Annotated in this window: 10 protein-coding genes; 8 read left to right on the top strand and 2 right to left on the bottom strand. The window is 59.4% G+C overall.

The window, feature by feature from the left end; genetic code table 11:
* Positions 1 to 6 precede the first annotated feature (6 nt).
* Positions 7 to 3,687, top strand: a complete 3,681-nt coding sequence (locus QEH57_RS13410) for a TonB-dependent receptor plug domain-containing protein (RefSeq protein WP_309007260.1) — start codon at positions 7 to 9, stop codon at positions 3,685 to 3,687.
* Positions 3,688 to 3,945: 258 nt separating this feature from the next.
* On the opposite strand, the gene QEH57_RS13405 is transcribed toward QEH57_RS13410, so the two are convergent.
* On the bottom strand, positions 3,946 to 6,090 hold the full coding sequence (locus QEH57_RS13405; RefSeq protein ID WP_309007259.1) for a tetratricopeptide repeat protein: 2,145 nt from the start codon (positions 6,088 to 6,090) through the stop codon (positions 3,946 to 3,948).
* A gap of 128 nt (positions 6,091 to 6,218) precedes the next feature.
* Between QEH57_RS13405 and QEH57_RS13400 the strand changes: the two genes are divergently transcribed.
* Positions 6,219 to 7,238 (top strand): bile acid:sodium symporter family protein, encoded by a 1,020-nt coding sequence (locus QEH57_RS13400; protein ID WP_309007258.1) that lies wholly within the window; start codon positions 6,219 to 6,221, stop codon positions 7,236 to 7,238.
* Here the strand turns inward: QEH57_RS13400 and QEH57_RS13395 are convergent.
* On the bottom strand, positions 7,235 to 8,137 hold the full coding sequence (locus tag QEH57_RS13395; protein ID WP_309007257.1) for a DMT family transporter: 903 nt from the start codon (positions 8,135 to 8,137) through the stop codon (positions 7,235 to 7,237). The genes QEH57_RS13400 and QEH57_RS13395 overlap by 4 nt on opposite strands.
* Before the next feature lie 301 nt (positions 8,138 to 8,438).
* On the opposite strand from QEH57_RS13395, the gene QEH57_RS13390 reads away from it, so the two are divergent.
* The 6 genes from QEH57_RS13390 to QEH57_RS13365 are packed head-to-tail and all read left to right on the top strand — an operon-like array spanning position 8,439 to position 19,276.
* Positions 8,439 to 11,057: a tetratricopeptide repeat protein gene (locus QEH57_RS13390; protein ID WP_309007256.1), complete on the top strand. Its 2,619-nt coding sequence runs from the start codon at positions 8,439 to 8,441 to the stop codon at positions 11,055 to 11,057.
* Between the two features lie 46 nt (positions 11,058 to 11,103).
* A complete protein-coding gene (locus QEH57_RS13385; protein ID WP_343224778.1) occupies positions 11,104 to 11,874 on the top strand; it encodes a DUF4159 domain-containing protein in 771 nt (256 codons plus the stop codon).
* 33 nt (positions 11,875 to 11,907) lie between these two features.
* Positions 11,908 to 12,894, top strand: coding sequence for a MoxR family ATPase (locus tag QEH57_RS13380; protein ID WP_309007254.1), 987 nt, complete (start codon positions 11,908 to 11,910; stop codon positions 12,892 to 12,894).
* 24 nt (positions 12,895 to 12,918) lie between these two features.
* Positions 12,919 to 13,827, top strand: a complete 909-nt coding sequence (locus QEH57_RS13375) for a DUF58 domain-containing protein (RefSeq protein WP_309007253.1) — start codon at positions 12,919 to 12,921, stop codon at positions 13,825 to 13,827.
* Complete coding sequence (locus QEH57_RS13370) at positions 13,824 to 15,848, top strand: BatA domain-containing protein (RefSeq protein WP_309007252.1); 2,025 nt, start codon at positions 13,824 to 13,826, stop codon at positions 15,846 to 15,848. The genes QEH57_RS13375 and QEH57_RS13370 overlap by 4 nt, the downstream gene beginning before the upstream one ends.
* Positions 15,845 to 19,276, top strand: a complete 3,432-nt coding sequence (locus tag QEH57_RS13365) for a hypothetical protein (RefSeq protein WP_309007251.1) — start codon at positions 15,845 to 15,847, stop codon at positions 19,274 to 19,276. The genes QEH57_RS13370 and QEH57_RS13365 overlap by 4 nt, the downstream gene beginning before the upstream one ends.
* Position 19,277 lies beyond the last annotated feature (1 nt).

The raw sequence follows: 19,277 nt of genomic DNA, 5'->3' as shown, positions 1-19,277 counted from the left end.
TCAAAGATGAAACAAACGAAAAAGAACCCAATACCCCGGTTCCGAACGTCACTAGCGCTATCGCTATTGCTCGGAGCCTGCAGCGTCGGCTACTCGCAAGAGACCGAAGACGACGAGATCTTCGAACTCTCTCCATTCGAGGTAAACTCGAAGGAAGACGCTGGCTACTATGCGGAAAATACCCTCGCCGGTAGCCGCCTCAATACCAAGGTCAGCGACCTCGGAGCCTCCATCTCGGTTATCACGATGCAACAGCTCGAAGACACTGCATCCGTCGATATCAACGACGTCTTCCGCTACGAAGCCAACACCGAAGGTTCCGCTACCTACACGCCAGGCATACAATCCATGCGCGGCGACGGTGTCGTGGACGTGAACGCCGGCTTTACCGCTGGCAACAACGGCGCAGCCCTGACCAACAACACCGCAAACCGAGTCCGCGGTCTTGGTGTTCCCAGCACGGCGACCAACAACTACGTATCCAATCCAAACGTACCCTTCGATTCGTACAACGTGCAATCGATCGAGATCAGCCGTGGCCCGAACTCCTTGCTGTTCGGTATGGGCAGCCCCGCAGGCGTGGTCAACAGCAACACCGCTTCCGCAGTGATCGGCACCTCCACGAACAAGGTGCAGGTCAAGTTCGACGACCGCGGCTCGCACCGGGCCAGCTTCTCCTTCAACCGCACTCTCGTGGAGGACAAGCTCGCCGTTTTTGGCGCCATATTGGTCGACAAGAAGAATTTCGAACGCAAGCCGTCCTACGACAAGACCGAGCGCGCGTATGGAGCCATAACCTACGATCCGTTCGAAAAGACCCGCTTGCGCTTCACGATCGAGAGTTTCTCGAACGACCACAACCGCCCCAACACCTTGACCCCTCGCGACGCGGCGACACCGTGGATTGAAGGCGGATCATGGGGATACAATCCTTCCAATGGAATGCTATCCAACGCATCGGGCCAAATGAAGGGACCGATCGCGCAACGAGCCGACTCTCCCCGTATGGACGAAACTCGCGCTTACATCATGGGCCTCCCCGGCTACGACGCGTCTCAATGGAACGACGATCAAACAACCTACAACGGTGTTAAAATCTATGGTTGGGATGCCATCGGCAACCAAGACTCTGTCCTGTATACGCCCGGTATCGAGTTCGGCAACTCCTCCCGTCCGAAGATCCAAGTTGCGAACGGCGCCCCGGTTAGCTACGACTATTATTACGGTGGGCCTTATTCCGCAGGATTCACCGCTGATCCATCAGGAGGCACTAACAACAACGGCCTTCTTGATAATGTAGCTACTACGGATGAAGTTTACGCCAACCCAGTCTGGGCGGACGCATACGATACCGCCTATTCGCAAAGCCGCCTGAATCCTACGCTAAATAGAACGTCCAGCGGGGCTCTCATTGGCAGCTATAAGTGGCCGGGGGTTACGGATACCTCTGTGTACGACTACACGTCCACCAATATTCTTAACATGAATTTTGGCAAGGGGGACGCTAAGACCTACAACCTGGAGTTCGAACAAGAGATCCTCGAAGACTTAAACTTCAACGCAGGTTACTTCCGCCAGGATTACGATTCGACCACGAACTACACCGTATCGCAGCTCAACGTAGCGACCGTGTATGTGGATACGAATACACACTATCCAGACGGAACCGTTAACCCTTACTTCGGGAAGACCTACGCCTACGACTTCGATCCTGACCAGTTCCTCAACAACAGCCGCAACGAGAGCACTCGAGCGATGCTGGCATGGACTCCCGACTTCACGAAGAACGACAACTGGACCAAGTGGCTCGGTAGCCATCAGGTGGTAGCGAACATGACCACCAACAAAGTGGAAAGCCAGTTCATCCGCAAGCGCTGGTTCATCCAGGACAGCGAGGAAGGCAACGCCTCCGGCGTGCGTCATTTCCTGCCGAACCCGAACAACAACCCTGACGGTTCACCCACGGGCTACGCCGGCACCAACCGCAGCGTACACCGCCTCTTCTACCTCGCCGATCCTAGCGATCCCAACGGCAAGGTGACGCAAGGATCCGGAACCTGGAGAGCGGAAAGCTACACCGGCGACATGAGCTACTTCGACTACGGAAACAGCTCTTGGGACGGCCTGCAATACACCACCGGTTGGGTCGACACCCCTTGGGGAACAGGAGGAACGCAACGCCAGGTCGATTCCGAAAGCTTCTCTATCACGAGCCGCCTTTGGGAAGACCGCATCGTCGCCACCATCGGCGTGAGAACCGATGACTACAAGGCGCGTTCCACCACGACGGGAGCCCTTCTGGACGAAAGCCAGAATCAGATTGCCCCAAGCATGACGAATCAGGAGCAGTGGGTTAACGGCGTCTTGCAAACCGAGACCATCCTCAACCGCTACAACTACTGGGACCGTCTCTCTGGCGATACCGAAACCCTCGGCGGCGTATTTCGTCCTTTCAGGAACTGGGGTGGCATCGATAGCGAGTTCTTGAACACCCTCGGCTTCAGCTACAACAAGTCCGACAACTTCAACCCGCCCAGCAGCCCTGCGGTTGACGCCTTCGGCACCCCGCTGCCGAAGCCGACAGGCGAAGGCGAAGACTACGGTGTTCAGTTCTCCCTCTTCGAAGGAAAGCTCTTCGCGCGTCTCAACTGGTTCAAGTCGTCCAACGACAACGAACGCACCAGCCCTGGCGCTTCGATCAGTCGTCTGACGAACAACGTAGATACCACGCTCTTCCGCAACTGGGCGCGCACCATCGCCTTGATCAACATCGGCGAGGACCCAACAGAGGATAATTTCGGTACCAATCTCTCCACAGCTCAGGAAGAAGCGCTGGAGGACGATATCGCTGCAATCTGGCAGCTCCCTTACGACTACTACCAAGACATTGGAAGCATCGGAGCCACACGTTCGGCCGTCGCCGAAGGAATGGAGCTGACCCTTACCTACAATCCTACTGAAAACTGGACCATCAAGGTAACTGGCGGCGAGCAAGAGACCGTCTACTCCGGCGTACTCAAGGAGTTCGACGAATGGTACGACGTTCGCTTCCCAGTTTGGCAGTCTGCCAAAGCAGCGGATTACTTGCTGCCGGAATACCAAGAGTTCGCCACCTACCAGACTCCTGGTGGACGTAGAGTCGATCTCACCAACTTCTGGAAATCTACCGGATTCAACAGCAACGTGAGCGACGACGACCAATGGGGTAACGTGTATGTTGAGGACTACTACAACAATGTAGTCGCTCCGCAGTACGCGATCTACAGCGAACTCGAGGGACAAGCCTCCCCCGGTCAACGCAAGTACCGCTCGTCCATCCTCACCAACTACCGCTTCACAGACGGCCGCTTCAAAAACTTCGCGGTCGGCGGCAGCATGCGCTGGGAAGACAAAGCGATCATCGGCTACTACGGTCGCCCCAATCCAGCAGTAGCGGGCGCGACAGATATCACCTTGGCTGACATCAGCCGTCCGATCTACGACGAAGCGAACACCTACACGGACCTCTGGTTCAGCTACGACAAGGCGCTTAGCGACGACTTGAACCTCAAGGTTCAGCTCAACATCGTCAACGCGTTCGAAGACGGCGGCCTGCAAACGGTAGGGGTCAACTACGACGGTTCCGCCAATGCCTTCCGTATCAAGGATCCCCGCCAGTTCATCCTGACCACGACCTTGGACTTCTAGACGAAGCTCATCGTCCAACGATTCTCAACGGTCTCCTTCTCTCGAAGGAGGCCGTTTTTTTGGTATTCTAACACTCGATACGTGTAGCTTCGATGCCAATCGTCAAGCGGCCTCGCCCCTCCTTAAACGATGAACGCTCCTCGGGGCTAGAGTATTTTTCGTTTGATCATTCGCATAAGGTAGGGCGGGACCGCCGGGCACGCCGCGTTTCCCTCATCACACAGTACGACTAACTAAACGAAAAACGCTCCAGCTTGGCTAACGAACTCCCGCTCCCGTGAGTTGCTGCATGAATTGCAGGTACGCAGCCTCTTGCGGGGCGAGCTTCAAGGCTTCGGCAAGGCTGTCACGCGCCGAGAGCACGTCGCCTAAGCGCGTTTGCAAAACGGCTAGGTTGAACCACCAGCGATCTTGGCTCGGATCGATGCGCAGGGCCTTTTTCATCGAAGCCACCGCATCCTGATTGTTTCCTTGCTCCGCAAGCAACAGGCCAATGGAAAAGGGATACAATCCGGAATTCGGATCGTAGGCGCTGGCGATCCTCAGGTGCTGGATCGCCTCGGCAATCAACCCCACCCGATCGTAAAGAATGGATACGTCGTAGCGGATGGGAGCGCTCTTGCGATCGAAGCCGATCGCGAGCTCCCCGTACTGCTTAACCAAGTCCGCGTTGCCGTTGCTCGCCGCCTGCGAGGCCAGCTTCAAGGCTCCGGATGGGCGATCCGCATTGTAGCGCAAGTATTCGTTGTACTCTTCGCGGAGCTCCGGCGTCATGTAAGGGCTTCCCGATAGCGTATCCGCAGCCTGCATACGAACGATGCGGGCCGGATCCTGGGCGGCCGCCTGCAGCGCCTCCAGCCCATCCTGGCGGCTGCCAAGCAGCAGCACCGCGGAATCTCGCACGATCGCATGCTCGGCATCCTTGTAGGAGAGAGCTAAGTCGCGTACCGCGTCCAGTCCGACGAAGGGCCTGAGCAGACGCAGCCAACTGGCTTGCCAATACGGATTCTCCTCCGCCTTCAGCCGCTCGATAATGGCCTCCGGCTCCGCCAGCGCCCCCGTCCACGCATCGCTCAGCAAGTGAGCGCGCTGACGCAGGTCGGCCACTCGCTCCGACTCGCCGAACCATTGGTTGAATTGGCCGAGTAGTTCGTCGGTATCGATATCTTGGTGACACTCGCTACAGGCATCGGGAGCTCCGAAGGTCTTTGCCATGTAGGGATCCGGAATCGTAAATCCGTGGTCACGACGCGGATCGCGAGCCATATAGTCGCGTTCCGGCATATGGCAAGCCACACAGGAATCTCCTTCCGACCCGATCGGATGGCGACTGTGATTCGAGAGGTCCACGATGCTGGCTCCGAGATTTCCGGTACTGTGGCACTGGATACAAGTGGCGTTGGTGTCGGCGGGCAGCTTCAGGGTCGTTTCATGAGGATCGTGGCAATCCATGCAGGAGACGCCGGCGTGGCCCATCTTGCTATGCATGAAGGAACCCCAGACGAAGTTTTCCTCGTTCGCCTTGCCATCTGGGAAATAGGCGGTGGGATGATCGTAGAGCATGAGGCGGTAGTGGTCCTCGAAGGATTCGCCTGCCTTGAAGTCGCCGTGCGAGAGCTCTTCGCGGCGCGCGTGGCAACTGGCGCAGTTTTCCATCATGACCCGCATGTCCGGCTTCGCTGGCGGCAGGTAGTCCGCTTTGCCGGCGTTGGCCACATGCTCTTCCATGTCGGAATGGCAGGCGATACAGCTGATGCCCTGATGGGTCCAAGAGCTGGCGTAGCTGTCCTTGGCCGGATCGTAGTTCTTTTCGTATTCAGTGGTATGGCACCAGGCGCAGTTGGAGTTCCAGTTCATGCCCTGCCCGGACCAATGTCCCCATTCGCCCAGCAAACGTTCCTCGTCGCCGAACACGTTGAACCATTCCTTCTTCTCCGTATCCCAAGCCATGGCGTGAGCCTGCCAGCGTCCCCGTTCGCCTTCCACCAGCGGCTGCTGCAGGGGCGTAAGTCCGATCACCGCCTTGGCCTTGGCCGGGAGGTAATCGCCATCCGCGTTCTTTTCGCTGATAAAGAATTCTCCGCCCTCATGGCTCACCCGATACTCGCGTCCGGCCGCGTCCTTGAACTCGCCTACGCCGTAGCGGGCGGCATCGGTTTCGATATCGACGAAGCGGTTCGCGTTGGCGTGATGGCTGCCGACCCAGGAGCTATGCTCTTCCTCGTGGCACTTCAAGCAGGTCTCGGGCTGCCGCCAATCGCCGTGTTCCGCGACGGTGTCGGTGGGGACCGCGGCCCGGTCTTGTTCTTCCGCCTTTTTCGAGCAGCCGAAAAAGAGCGCCATGACCGCAATATATGCGGAGCCTAGGACGAAAAGGGATTTCTGGGGGGAGAATCGTTTCATGCGACAGGGCTATCTAACAATCCATTTCACCCTCCGCTTCCAGAACATTCCTGCTCAAAGACCGATTTACCGAGCACCGACAAACAAAGGTAGACAGCCAATCCCTGGCACGCATCCTCTTGTCCATCGTGCCGATCCAACTCCGAAAATTCAAAGCAGCGACCCGTGGCCATGGCTTTACCCTGGCCTTGCTGGGCGTGGCCTTGGCCGCCTTCGCCTACCCGAGCCTCGGCAACGAGGGCGGCCCCCTGCATCCGGAGCTCACCACGAAAGTCGCCGTGGCCCTGACCTTCCTGGTTCAGGGCCTCTTCCTCCCGACGCGGCAGATCGCCGCCAGCGCCACGAAGTTCCGCCTGCACGGCTTCTGCCAAATCGCGATCTTCCTGCTGGCCCCTGCTTGCATGCTCTGTCTTCTGCTGGTATCCGGATCCTGGATTCAAGCGGACTTGCGGGCGGGCTTCCTCTTCCTGTCGGCCCTTCCCACGACCATCTCCTCCGCTATCGTCATGACCGCCAATAGCGAGGGCGACAGCTCCGCAGCCCTCTTTTCCACCACCTGCTCCAACGTGCTCGGCATCTTCGCTACGCCCGCGCTTTGCGCCGCGCTGCTGAGCTCCTCCATCACGGCGGAGCTCCCCTTGCTTCCGCTTATAGGCAAACTGTCCCTGCTGGTCTTGCTGCCTCTCCTGCTCGGCCAAGCGATCCGTCCATTCGTCCGCGACTGGGCTCAAGGCTCGAAGGTCCTGTTCAAGCGATTGAGCAACGGCTTCGTGCTCTACATCGTGTACTCCGCCTTCTGCGGAAGCTTCGCCAGCGGCGTCTGGCAGACTGTGGCAAGCCAGGAACTGCTGGGAGCGCTGCTTCTCACCTTCATCTACCTGCTCTCCTTTTCCGCAATCGTCTGGCTCGCGAGCCCGCTGGCCTCCCAGCAGATGCCGGAACGGATCGCCGCTTTCTTCTGCGGCTCACAAAAGACACTGGCCGCAGGGGTGCCCATGGCAGCGCTCATCTTCGCGGGCGGCTCCGACGGGGTTCCCGCTCCTTCTCTCGGCCTCGTCATCCTGCCGCTGCTTTGCTACCACGCCCTCCAACTATTTCTAGCCGGCGTCCTAAGCCCCGTTTTCGCCAAAAAAGTAGTAGCCGCCTAAGCAGCCCGCCTTTCCAGGCGGCTCATTCCATAGAGGGCCCCGAGGATCAAGGTTCCGCCCAGCACGATGCCAAGCCCGATCGTCTCGCCCTCCACCAGCAGGGAGGACTCGATCACGCCGCAGAGCGGGATCAGGAAACGGTAGGCCGAGAGGACATTGACGCTGTATTGCTCGATCAAACGGTTCCAAAGGGTGAAGGCGGTTGCCGACAGGAACGCCAAGTACAGCAGGGCCCACAAGGCCTTTCCGCTCAAATCCCTCCAAAATCCGTCCCAGCCCTCGAGCCCGACCAGCAGCAGGCACAGGCCGCCCGCGAAGAGCGAGATCGCCGTGATGGCTCGACTCCCGTGGAAGGCCGACAGCTTCTTGAGCCCGATGGCTCCGAAGGCACCGGAGAGCGACGCCAGCAGGAAACACAAAGCCCCGAGGCCGACCTGCCCGCTTCCCGCCCCCGGAGCGTAGACCGCTAAGCCGATTCCCAGCGAGCAAAGCCCGATCATGGCCCATTGCCACCCGCTCGGCAGCGCCGTCCGCAGGAGGAGCGGAGCGAGCAACATCCACCAAAAGCTGCCCGAGCTTCCCAGCAAGGCTCCGAGGGTTCCGCTGGAAACGCTCAAGGCGTAGTAGAAAAACACATACTGCAAAACCGTTTGCCCGAGGATCACCCAAATCAGCAAGCCGCGGGGAGCGGTCCGGACCGTCTCCACCACCGAGCTCCGGCAAAACGGCACGATCAGCAAGCCCGCCAGCGTGAAGCGCAAGCCGGCGAATACCATTTGCTCCTGGAAGCCATCGATAGCCAAGGCCTCGTAGCTCAACTTGATCACCGGAAAGGCGCTGCCCCAAAGAGCGGCGCAGACCAGGACCTGCAAATAGAAGCTGAAGGATAAAGGTTTCATCGACGCGAAAGCATGCAGACAAAGCGATCCTGACTTCCCGTCCGCAACGTAAAAAGGCTTCGCCTGCCGCGAAACGGCCCCATCCCGCCTGCCCTGGTCGTTCCCTACGTCCCTCGGACCGTGCTGCAAAATTGAACGCCAATTTCACCGCTCTGGAGTGGCGCGACGCTAGCTTTGGTGGCATAGTCTGGGGGCCTTTTTGCCCCTGCAAAACTCTCGCTTCGCCGACGCAATCCGAAGCGAGCCCAAGCCGTTTCCTTTTCCAGTGCTGCACCTACCTGCCTAATCCAATCCCAATCCCGTGCCTACCGGCCTCAGATTCATTCGCGCTAAACGCCTCCAGTCCATCCGCTTGGGCTGGCTGCTCTGCGCCTGCCTATTGGCCCTCCCGCAGGCCCGAGCAGTGGACGTCCTGAACCTCTTCAGCGAGGCGCCCACCCTCGAAAGGGCCCGAGTTCTCGTCAATGCGGGCAAGTACGAGGAGGCCATCGACTACACGCAAGCCGCCCAGGAGCTAGACCCTTGGGTTACCGATTGGGAGATCCTCAAGGCGGAGTCCCTCTTCGCCCTGGGCCAGTACGAAAAAGCCTACGTCTCGCTGGACGCCTACGTTAAGGAACGCTCCTACGAGATTCGCCCCCGCCTGCTCCTTCGCCAAGCCGCCCTCTACACGGGCCGCAGCCTGGAGGCCGAACGCCAGAAGGACGCCCTCGGCTATCTCGTCAACGAACGCTCCCGCCGCTACGCCTACGATCCAGAAAACGTGGTCGCCATCGGGCACATCGCCCTCCTGTTCGACGTCGAACCCAAGCTGGTGCTGGAGAACTTCTTCCGACGGGCCCAGGAGTTCAGCAGCAAGCCCGTATCCGCTTTTCTCGGTACAGGGAACCTCGCCTTGTCCAAGGACGATTTCAAGCTCGCCTCCAAGGCCTTCCAAGAAGGCCTCCTGGAATATCCCGACCACGTCGAGCTCCTCTACGGCCTGGCCTGCGCCTACGAAGAAGGCGACCGGTCTCAGCTTATCAACTACGCCCAGCAAGCCCTCGCCATCAATCCGCGGCACGCCGCCACTCTGGTCCTGCTCGCCGAGCATTTCCTCGCCGCCGAGTCCTTCGAAGCCGCCGAGCAAAACCTGGACGCCGCCCTGCAAACCAACCCCCGCCATCCGGATGCCCTCGCCCTCAAGGCCACCCTGGCCTACCTGCGTAACGACAGCGAGAGCGGCGACACCCTTCGAGCCGCCGCCCTCTCCTCCTGGCCCGGCAACCCCGGCGTGGACTATCGCATCGGCAAGCAGCTGTCCCGCAAGTACCGCTTCTCCGACGGAGCGAGCCACCAGCGCATCGCCCTCGGGCTGGACGAAACCTTCAATCCCGCTCGCATCCAGCTCGCCCAGGACCTCCTGCGCCTCGGTCGCAACGAGGAAGCCTGGCCCCTCGCCGACGCCGTGCACGAAGCCGACCCCTACAACATTTCCGCCTACAACCTCGTCACACTGCGGGACCGCTTGCAGGATTTCGAAACCATCGAATCGGAACGCTTCCTCATCCGCATGAGCAAGGAAGAGGCGCCCGTCTACGGACAGCGGGCCCTCCGCGTGCTCGAGGACGCCCATGCCCGGCTCACCCAACGCTACGGCCTCGAGCTGCCGCAAAAGACCACCGTCGAAATCTATCCCAATCCCGCCGACTTCGAAACCCGCACCTTCGGCGTTCCCGGAAATCCGGGCTTCCTCGGCGTCTGCTTCGGGCCGGTTTTCACCATCAACAGCCCCTCCACCCGAGCGGCCAACTGGGAAGCCGTACTCTTCCACGAATTTTGCCATACCATCACCCTGCACCTTACCAACAACCGCATGCCACGCTGGCTGTCGGAAGGAATCTCCGTCTACGAGGAACAGGAGGCCAATCCCGCTTGGGGACAGCGCATGAGCGCCTCCTACCGCAACCGTATCCTCTCCGGCCAAATGCAGCCGATCAGCTCCATGAGCTCCGCCTTCCTGCAAGCCGAGGACGGCGAAGATATCCAATTTGCCTACTACCAGTCGTACCTAGTCATTGAATACATCGCCCAAAACTTCGGCTTGGAACCCTTGCGGCACCTGCTCGTTGCCTTGGGCGAAGGCGTATCCATCAACGACGGACTCGAGCAGCACCTCGCCCCGCTCGCGGAATTGGACGAGGGCTTCGCCGCCTTTGCCCGGCAGCAGGCTTCCGAGCTGGCCAGCGACTACCGCTTCGATTCCGCCTCCGGTCCGCTCGGCGCCGTTCTGAATCTGGCCTCGCCCCAGAAAAACTACAGCGACTCGCTCGACCAAGCCCGCCAAGCCCTAGAGGCTGAAAACTGGAACGAAGCCATCGAGCTGCTAAGCGAGCTGGTCGAAACGGCTGGCTACCTGCCCGGACAGGAAAACGCCCACTGGCCCCTCGCCCAAGCGTATCGGGGCATCGGATACGCGGAGCAGGAGAGGACCACCTTGGAGGACATGCTGCGCCACGAAGCGAATCGACTTCCGCCCGTAACCCGCCTGCTCGAGCTCGCCAAGGAGAGCGGCGATCCGCGCGAGACCTTCAAGTGGTCCAACGCTTGGCTCGCGATCAACCCCATGGCCGAAACGCCTTGGCGCGCCTTACTGGACGCCTCCCGTTCCCTCGACCATCCGCCGCGCTCGATCGAAGCCGTATCCGCCTTGCTCGCCCTCAAGACGCCCGATCGCCCCTCCCTCCATTTCCAGATGGCCAAGCTGACGCAAGAGTCCGACCCCGAAGGCGCCAAACGTCACGTGCTGCAAGCCCTTGCCGACGCCCCGCGCTTTGCCGAGGCCTACGAACTTCTCAGGAACCTCCAGCTCCAAATCGCCCAAGCGGAAGGTCCCGATCCGCTGGAGGCTCTCGACCTAAATAATGACTTCGTCAACTAAACGCATCCTGCCACGCTGGACATTGGCCTTCCTGCTCGCCTTGACGATGGGCAGCCTCCAGCTCGCACGCTCTCAAATGCTCGACCGCGCAGGGGTGCCCGAGTGGGAGGTTTCGCCGGCGTTCAAGGAGGATGTCTTCACCTTCGCCCGCATCGAATACGACTCCTTCGGCCGCGGCGGTGGCTGGGGCGGGCGACGCGGCCGCTGGGCGATCGACTACCCGGACGCCGAGCTCAACCTCGCCTATCGCCTCCAGCAAATGACCAGTCTCAAGGTCAATCCGGACTCCGCCGTCGTTCGCCTCGACCAGGACAACCTAGCCGACTACCCCTTTCTCTACATGGTGGAGCCGGGCTCGCTTTCCTTCCGCGAAAGCGAAGTCGAAGCCCTGCGCTCCTACCTGCTCAACGGTGGGTTTCTCATGATCGACGATTTCTGGGGCGAGGAAGAATGGTACAACTTAGAATACGAACTCAAACGCGTCTTCCCCGATCGCGAATTCCACGACCTCCCCATCGAGCACCCCATCTTCCACATCGTGTTCGACCTCAAGGAAAAGCCTCAAGTCCCCTCCATCCGCCACGCCCTTAGCTACCAAGGGACGGGACGCACCTGGGAGCGCGAAGACGCTCGCGAAGTCCACTACCGAGCCATCTTCGACGACAACGGTCGCATGATCGTCATCATCTGCCACAATACCGACCTCGGCGACGGTTGGGAGCGCGAGGGCGAATCCGAATGGTACTTCCGTGAATTCGCCGAAAAGAAAGCCTACCCCATGGGCATAAACATCATCGTCTACGCCATGACGCACTAATCTCTCAACCCTTCGTATCCTAAAATCCACGACATGTCAGACACCATCCAAACCCAGTCGGAAATCTTCGAACGTATCCAAACCGGCAGACAAAAAGTCGAAAGCGAACTTTCCAAGGTCATCGTCGGCCAAAAGGACGTGACCAAGCAACTGCTCGTCGCTTTGCTCGCCGGCGGACACTGCATGATTACCGGTGCGCCCGGGCTGGCCAAGACCTTGCTCGTGAAGTCCATTTCCAACATCTTCCAACTTAATTTCCAACGGATCCAGTTCACTCCGGACCTCATGCCCGCCGACATTACCGGAACGGAAATCCTGACCGACACCGATCACGGCCGCCAGCTCACCTTTGTCCGAGGCCCGATCTTCACCAACCTCCTGCTCGCCGACGAGATCAACCGCACACCTCCGAAGACCCAGTCGGCCCTTCTGGAAGCCATGCAGGAGCACCAGGTCACCGCCGCTGGAGCGCGACACGTCCTCGAGGAACCCTTCTTCGTACTCGCGACCCAAAACCCGGTGGAGATGGAGGGCACCTACCCGCTTCCGGAAGCTCAGCTGGACCGCTTCCTATTCAACGTTCTCATCGACTACCTGCCGGAAGAGGACGAAATCGAAGTGGTGCGCCGAACCACCACCAGCTCCAACGAACGAATCGAGCCAGTCTTCACCGCGGAGGAAGTCATCGCCATCCAAGGCCTCGTTAAGGAGGTTCCCGTATCCGACGACGTCATACAATACGCCGTCAAGTTTTGCGCCGCCAGCCGCCCGGGGACCGCCGCTTCGCCGGAGTTCGTCAACAAATATATCAATTGGGGCGCCGGGACTCGAGCCGCCCAAGCCCTGGTGCTCGCATCCAAAGCCCTCGCCCTCTGGGAAGGCCGATCCTACGTGAGCAAGGACGAGATCCGCACCCTCGCCAAACCCGTACTCAGGCACCGCATCCTGCTCAACTACCGGGCTGAAGCAGAAGCCAAAACCGTCGAAACCTTGATCGAGGAACTAATCGAAACGGTCTAGTCCGCCACCCCCCGATTCCCTTCCATGCCACCGACGCCGAGCCAAAACATCGACCCCGAAGCCCTGCTCGCCATTCGCGACCTGGAGCTCCGCGCCCGCATCGTGGTAGATGGCCTTTGGTCCGGCTTGCACCGCAGCCCCTACCATGGCTTCTCGGTCGAATTCTCGGAATACCGCCAATACAGCCAAGGCGACGACCTTCGCTACCTAGACTGGAAGGCCCTCGCCCGCACCGATCGTGAGTACCTAAAAATCTTCGAGGACGAAACCAATCTTCGCTGTACCATCGCTTTGGATTCCAGCAAGTCCATGGCATTTTCCTCTGGAACGTACCCGAAGTCCGAATACGCTAAGACCCTTGCAGCCACCCTTTCTTACTTTCTCCTCCAGCAACGCGACATCGTGGGACTCGCGCGTTTCGACGAGGATGTTTCCGACTACCTCGATGCCCGCTGGCGACCGGGTCACCTGAAACGTGTTTTCGCTCTCCTAGAGCGAGGCGCCGAAGGCCTTTCCACCAATATCGAGAAAACCTTGCAATCCATGTCGCGACTCTGCCGCAAACGTGGATTGATCGTCCTCATCTCCGATTTCCTGTCCGATGCCGAGCAGTGGAGGCAAGCCCTCGCCCAGCTCGGAGCCATGGGCCACGACGTGAGAGCCTTGCAGGTCCTCGATCCCGCGGAGCTCAGCCTCGACTTCGGAAAGTCTGCCTACTGGGAGGACATCGAATCCGGCGAAACCCTCTACGTCGATCCGGACAGCCTGCGATCCCGGTACCAAGATCGCTTCCAAGAACGCCAAGTGAAGCTGATAGAAGTCTTTCGCTCGACCGGAGTGCGTCACCAAACCATCACTACGGACCAGCCGCTTGACCAAGCCTTGCTCCACTTCGTCCGTAACCTAAGAACGAACCAACCCGCCCGACGATGAGCTTCCTCGCCCCCTTATTCCTGCTCGGGCTCGCTCTAGTCGTCGGTCCCGTCCTCTTTCACCTCATACGGCAAACGCCGCGCAATCGTGTCGTCTTCAGTTCCACCGACCTTTTGGAGCCGAGTCCCCCGAAACAGCAAAAAAGTCGGCGTATCCAAAATCCTTGGCTCCTCCTGCTGCGTTGCTTGATCATCGCCCTGCTAGCCTTCGCCTTTGCCCGTCCCTTCCTGCCCAACACATCGCAGCAACCAAGCGCTAACGACATCCGCCGCGACATCGTCATCGCCCTCGACAGTAGCCTCAGCATGACGCGGCCCGAACTTGCAGCGCAGGCTCGGGACGAAGCGCTTGCCATCTTAGAAAAGATTTCCCCGAGCGATCAGGTTAGTATCTTCTCCTTTAACGATTCCATCGAGACGCTCGTTTCCAGCGAACAGTGGGCCGACTTGAGCCCGGATCGACGCAAGGCCTTCGCTGCCGAACAGATCAAAAGGTGGACGCCTTCCAACTTCCCCGGCGAACTCGACCAAGCGATCGCCGAAGCGGTCAGCCAAATCCAAGGGCTACGGGAACGTTCATCGGCTTCCGGATACGGAGAAATTTATCTCCTATCCGATTTCTCAGAGGGCACCTCCTTGAACGAAATCGAGCTCATCGATTGGCCGCCGTCCGTTCGCCTCGCTCGCGTTCCCATCACTCTTTCGGACCCCGGCCCCAATCTCTCCTTGCGCTGGATCAGCTGGAGCGAAACGGAAGATTCAGGCCCCGTGGCCCAGATAGCGATCGCGACCAGCCAACCGAACCGTCGCACCGTAGCGACAATCTCGATACAAGACGCCTCCGGCCGCGCAATCCCAGCTTCCACCCGCGAGTTCGTGCTGGAAGGCGCTTCAGAAACAGTCGTTAGCCTACCGGTTGAAAAGTCGCTGCAGAACAGCCCCCTCGTCTTCGTGCTCGAAGGAGACCAGCAAGTCTACGACAACAAACTTCCCATCGCCCCCGAGTTCATTCCTCGAGTCAGCATCGGACTTTTCAGCGAATCCGCAACCGACTTCGAAAAGGCGGTGCCCTATTTCATTTCGAAAGCCGTGCAGGGTTTCGAGTCTCCGCTCACCCGACTCGATCCGCAATCGCCCTCCAACTCTAGCCACCACGCCTACCTCGTGGACCGACCACTTTCCAGCAACGAAGCAAGCGCCTTGCGACGCGAACTGGAAAACGGAAAAACCGCCTTGCTCCTGGTCAACGGTAGCCAGTTTGTCGATACATTGAACGTCCTGACCGCAAGCGATTCTTGGATCCTCAACGAACGGCCCAAGCAGGACAAGCTGCTCATTGGCGAAACCGATTTCAACCACGCCTTCTTCCGTCCCTTCGCCTCGCCGCGCTTCAGCAACTTCGCGAACATAAACACCTGGGAGGCGCCCGAGCTAGAACCTCCATCAGATCTCGAAGCGCGGCACCTCGCACGATTCGACGACAACAGTCCGCTTTTGAGCGAAATACAGATCGGCCAAGGCTCGCTCTACGTCTGGAGCGGCAGTTGGTCGCCCCAAGCCTCCCAGTGGGTGCTTTCCAGCAAGTTCATTCCTTTCTTGCATCGCTTCGTGCTCGGAGCCTCAGGAGGTCCGCCCCTCCCCAGCAACCTTGCTCTCACCCAAGGCAACGCCGCCCACCTGGCTTCGATTTTATCGGATCAAAGCATCGACCAGGTCGGGCTCTACCAGGTCCCAAACACGGAAAACCGCTGGATTGCCCTGCAATCGAATCCGGAAGAAAGCAGGACCAATCCCATCACACTCGACGCCTGGGAGCAGCTCGGCTTGCCGGACTTCGACGAATCCGTTGCGCTCGCCCAAATAGAACGTATCCTTTCCCAATCGGCAGCAGAATCGGCTACGCGTACCGAAGAGCGCCAGCGCCTTTGGCAATGGTTGCTTTGGCTGGTTCTTGCCCTGCTGGCTTTGGAGAGCTTTGTCGCAATTAAATCGATACAAAGGAGAGAGGCCTTGCCGCAATGAAACCGAAACTTCCAGAGCAAGCCCATCTGCCTCACCTCAAGCTTCGTTACGCGCTCTACCCGGTCGCCAAGCGGCTTCGCGATCGGGAGCGACTCCAGCTGCGGACCCGCGCCTTCCTTCTCGCTTTTGCGATTTGCTCCGGAGCCGCTGCGATCGCTTACTTTCTTCCTTCCCTTGCCGGCATCGCAGCAGGGGTCGGCTTGCTTAGCGTGCTGCTTTCCCTCGTCCTCTCCTACCGTCAGGAAAACCGAGTCCACCTCGATTACCTCAGGGCCGCTCGACGCATCGAGTCCGAGAATCCCGATTTGAAACAGGCCCTCGTCACCGCTGTCCAGCAAAGCCTTGCGAGCGATACCGGTTTCTTCGCCAACAAGGTTGCCTCCGAAGCGCTCGCTTCGCAAAGCGCGGCCAACTGGCACCGCGTGGCGAAGTCCGACGCCGGCAGAAGCATATTCGCCCACCTCGGGGCCCTAAGCATACTCGTTTTCAGCCTTTACGCCTGCTTCCATGCGAACACTTGGCGGGACGGCGAAGCAGACACCTTGGCCAGCCGCACGAACCTCCCCACTACCGTCGCAGTGGAACCGGGCGACACCGAAATCGAGCGCGGTTCCTCCATCGTCATCACCGCCCGCTTTGGAGGGACGCTCCCCAAGGAGGTCGACCTGGAGCTGCTCTACGAATCCGGAGAAACTGTAAGTCACCGCATGGCAAAGAGCCTTTCGGATCCCGTATTTGCCTTTTCCCTACAAGGTGTGGAATCCCCGCTGAGCTACCGAGTCAACTTTGCGGAGCAGGCAAGCGACTTGCACCGCGTGCAGGTCTACGACCTGCCTAAGCTCCTGAACGCGAACGCAGAGCTCGAATTCCCGCAGTACACGGGTTGGGAAAAACGCACCGTTCAGGACACCCTCCGCCTTTCCGCCATCGAAGGAACTCAGCTCTCCTACACGTTCAACGTCAACAAACCAGTCAAGGACGCCTACCTGAGAAACAAGCAAGGAAAGCTCACCACCCTGCATCCAGTCGACGAATACCGCACCCAGTTCCTCCTCGAGTCCACCTTGCAAAGTTCCGAAGTCTACACGCTGCACCTTGAGGACGAAGCAGGACGCAAGAACCAATTTCCCTCGGAAATACGTATCGAAACAATTCTGAACAAACGGCCCATCCTCAAAGTCGAGGCCCCTCGCGGCGATCTCCGCGTCTCGCCGCTGGAGGAAGTTCTCTTCAACGCGAACATCGCCGACGACTTTGGCTTGCTCGACTACGGAATCGCTTTCGCTTTTCCCGGCGAAAAGCCATCCACTCTTTCGCTTGCTGGCTCAACCGACGGCGCTCCGGTTTTCGAGCAAAAGCTAAACTACTTGCTCAAGCTCGAGGAATACGGGGTCGAGCCAAGGGACACGTTCAGCTGGTATTTGTGGGCCTCCGACTACGGCCCCAACGGCGAGCTTCGACAAACCAGCGGGGACCTCTATTTTGCCGACGTACGCAGCCTCGAGGAGATTTTCCGCGAACAGGACCAAGGCGGCTCCGGCCAAGGCCAAGCCGGAGAGCAAGGCCTCGAACTTTTGGAAAAGCAGCGCCGTATCGCCATCTCCCTCTTCCGTATCAAGAATTCTGCTACCCAAGCGGAATCGGAACGCGAAAACCTAGATGTCGTACAGACTAGCCAGATCGAAGCCATCGAAGAGCTGCAGGAACTGATTCCTCAGTTGCGTGAAGCAAAGTCCGTGCAAATAGCCAGCGAGGCCCAGCGCTTTATGGAGGGAGTCGACGTGGGCTTGGGCCAAGCCATCGACCTGCCGAGCCTCGATCCGCTGGAACTGGCTTGGAGCGACGCCCAGGGAGCTTACGACCGCCTGGTAAAGCTGAGCGACGACGAGTTCAATGTTTCCCGTTCCCAAAATTCGCAGCAAGGTTCGGGCGGCGGTGCCTCTCGCAACCAGGCCCAGCTCAACGAGCTCGACTTCCGCCAGGAGGACAGCCGCTACGAAACCGCTTCCCAAGCTCAGGCTCTCAGCAATCCCGACGACAAGAAGGACCTGGAGCTGATCGCCAAGCTCACCGAACTCTCGCGACGCCAAAACGACATCAACCAGCGCCTGCAGGAAATGCAGAGCGACCTCGCCCTCGCGGAAACCGAAGAGGAACGCCAGCGCATCGAGCGCGAGCTCAAGCGGCTCGAGGAAGAGCAACGCCAAATGCTTGCGGACGCTGACGAGGCCATGCAACAAGCGGGCAATCGGCAAAGCACCCGCCAGCTCAGGGAACAGCTGGAAGACGTTCGCGAAAACATGCGCGACGCCAGCGAAAGCCTGGAAGAAGGACGCGTTTCGCAAGCGCTCGCGTCCGGCACGCGAGCCCGAAATACCTTGGACCAAAGTCGGGAACAGATGCGGGAATCCAATAGCAGCGAATTTTCCGAAGCCTTGCGGGAAACCCGATCCCGAGCGTCCGACTTATCCCAAAAGCAAGAGGAGCTGGAGAAGCAGCTGGACGGACTCAGCGACACTTCCCAGCGCAAGCTCGACGACTCCGGCGAACGAGAAGGGCTTGCTCGACAAATCGAAGAGCAATCCCGCCAATTGAACGAATTGCTGGATCAAGTCCGGGAAATAGCGGAAGCCTCGGAAAACGTGGAGCCTGGCTTGTTTCGCGACTTGTATCAGATTCTTCGCGACAACAACAAGGACCGCTACGAGGAGCGCTACGATGAAAGCTCTCTCTACCTTCGCCAAGGTTTCCTCGACGAAGCGCGTCGCGGGCAACGCGGCCTGTCCCGCGATCTCTCCACCCTGAGCGAATCGATTTCGGAAGCGGCCGAAAGCGTTCTCGGCACCGCGGAAGCTACCCTGCAATTCGCCCAAGCTGAGATCGATGCCCTCAACCAACAACTCGAATCCGAACGGCAAAGCGAAACCTCCAGCTCGCAAGCCTCCGGCAACCCCGGCAGCGAGGCCGGCGAAGGTTCTCCAAGCCAAGGCTCCCCAAGCGATGGTTCCCCAAGCGAAGGTTCCGCAGGCGGAGGCGGCGGACTTCGCGAGCAGCTCCGCAACGCCTTGTCTGACTTCCAGCAGACCGGGGGCGGACCTCTCACCGGCGCCTCCTTCAGCGAGTGGATCGACAGTCTCAATACGGTGGAATCGCTTCTCGAAGAGCCAAACGTTCGCGGCAGAGTGAGCGAAGCGCGGGAAACCGCAGAAAGCATGCGACGCGACTTCAAGCGTCACGGAGAACTCCCCCAGTGGGAGATGATCGAAGAGCAAATCGCCCAACCCTTAGGTGAAGTCAGGGCTTGGCTGGCCGAGGAATTGCGCCGTACCCAAGGAACCGATACGCTGCAGCCGATCGATCGGGATCCAGTCCCCGACGAGTACAACAAGATCGTGCGCAGCTACTACGAATCGCTCGGCAACGACTAGC

This window comes from Pelagicoccus sp. SDUM812005 (assembly GCF_031127875.1).
In the GTDB taxonomy this organism is placed as follows: domain Bacteria; phylum Verrucomicrobiota; class Verrucomicrobiia; order Opitutales; family Opitutaceae; genus Pelagicoccus.
This window is presented reverse-complemented; position numbering and strand designations above follow the sequence as displayed.

Coding starts and splice junctions, on each gene's coding strand:
- QEH57_RS13405 (WP_309007259.1), bottom strand. CDS start 6,090: ATGAAACGATTCTCCCCCCAGAAATCCCTTTTCGTCCTAGGCTCCGCA.
- QEH57_RS13385 (WP_343224778.1), top strand. CDS start 11,104: ATGGGCAGCCTCCAGCTCGCACGCTCTCAAATGCTCGACCGCGCAGGG.
- QEH57_RS13395 (WP_309007257.1), bottom strand. CDS start 8,137: ATGAAACCTTTATCCTTCAGCTTCTATTTGCAGGTCCTGGTCTGCGCC.
- QEH57_RS13375 (WP_309007253.1), top strand. CDS start 12,919: ATGCCACCGACGCCGAGCCAAAACATCGACCCCGAAGCCCTGCTCGCC.
- QEH57_RS13365 (WP_309007251.1), top strand. CDS start 15,845: ATGAAACCGAAACTTCCAGAGCAAGCCCATCTGCCTCACCTCAAGCTT.
- QEH57_RS13380 (WP_309007254.1), top strand. CDS start 11,908: ATGTCAGACACCATCCAAACCCAGTCGGAAATCTTCGAACGTATCCAA.
- QEH57_RS13370 (WP_309007252.1), top strand. CDS start 13,824: ATGAGCTTCCTCGCCCCCTTATTCCTGCTCGGGCTCGCTCTAGTCGTC.
- QEH57_RS13410 (WP_309007260.1), top strand. CDS start 7: ATGAAACAAACGAAAAAGAACCCAATACCCCGGTTCCGAACGTCACTA.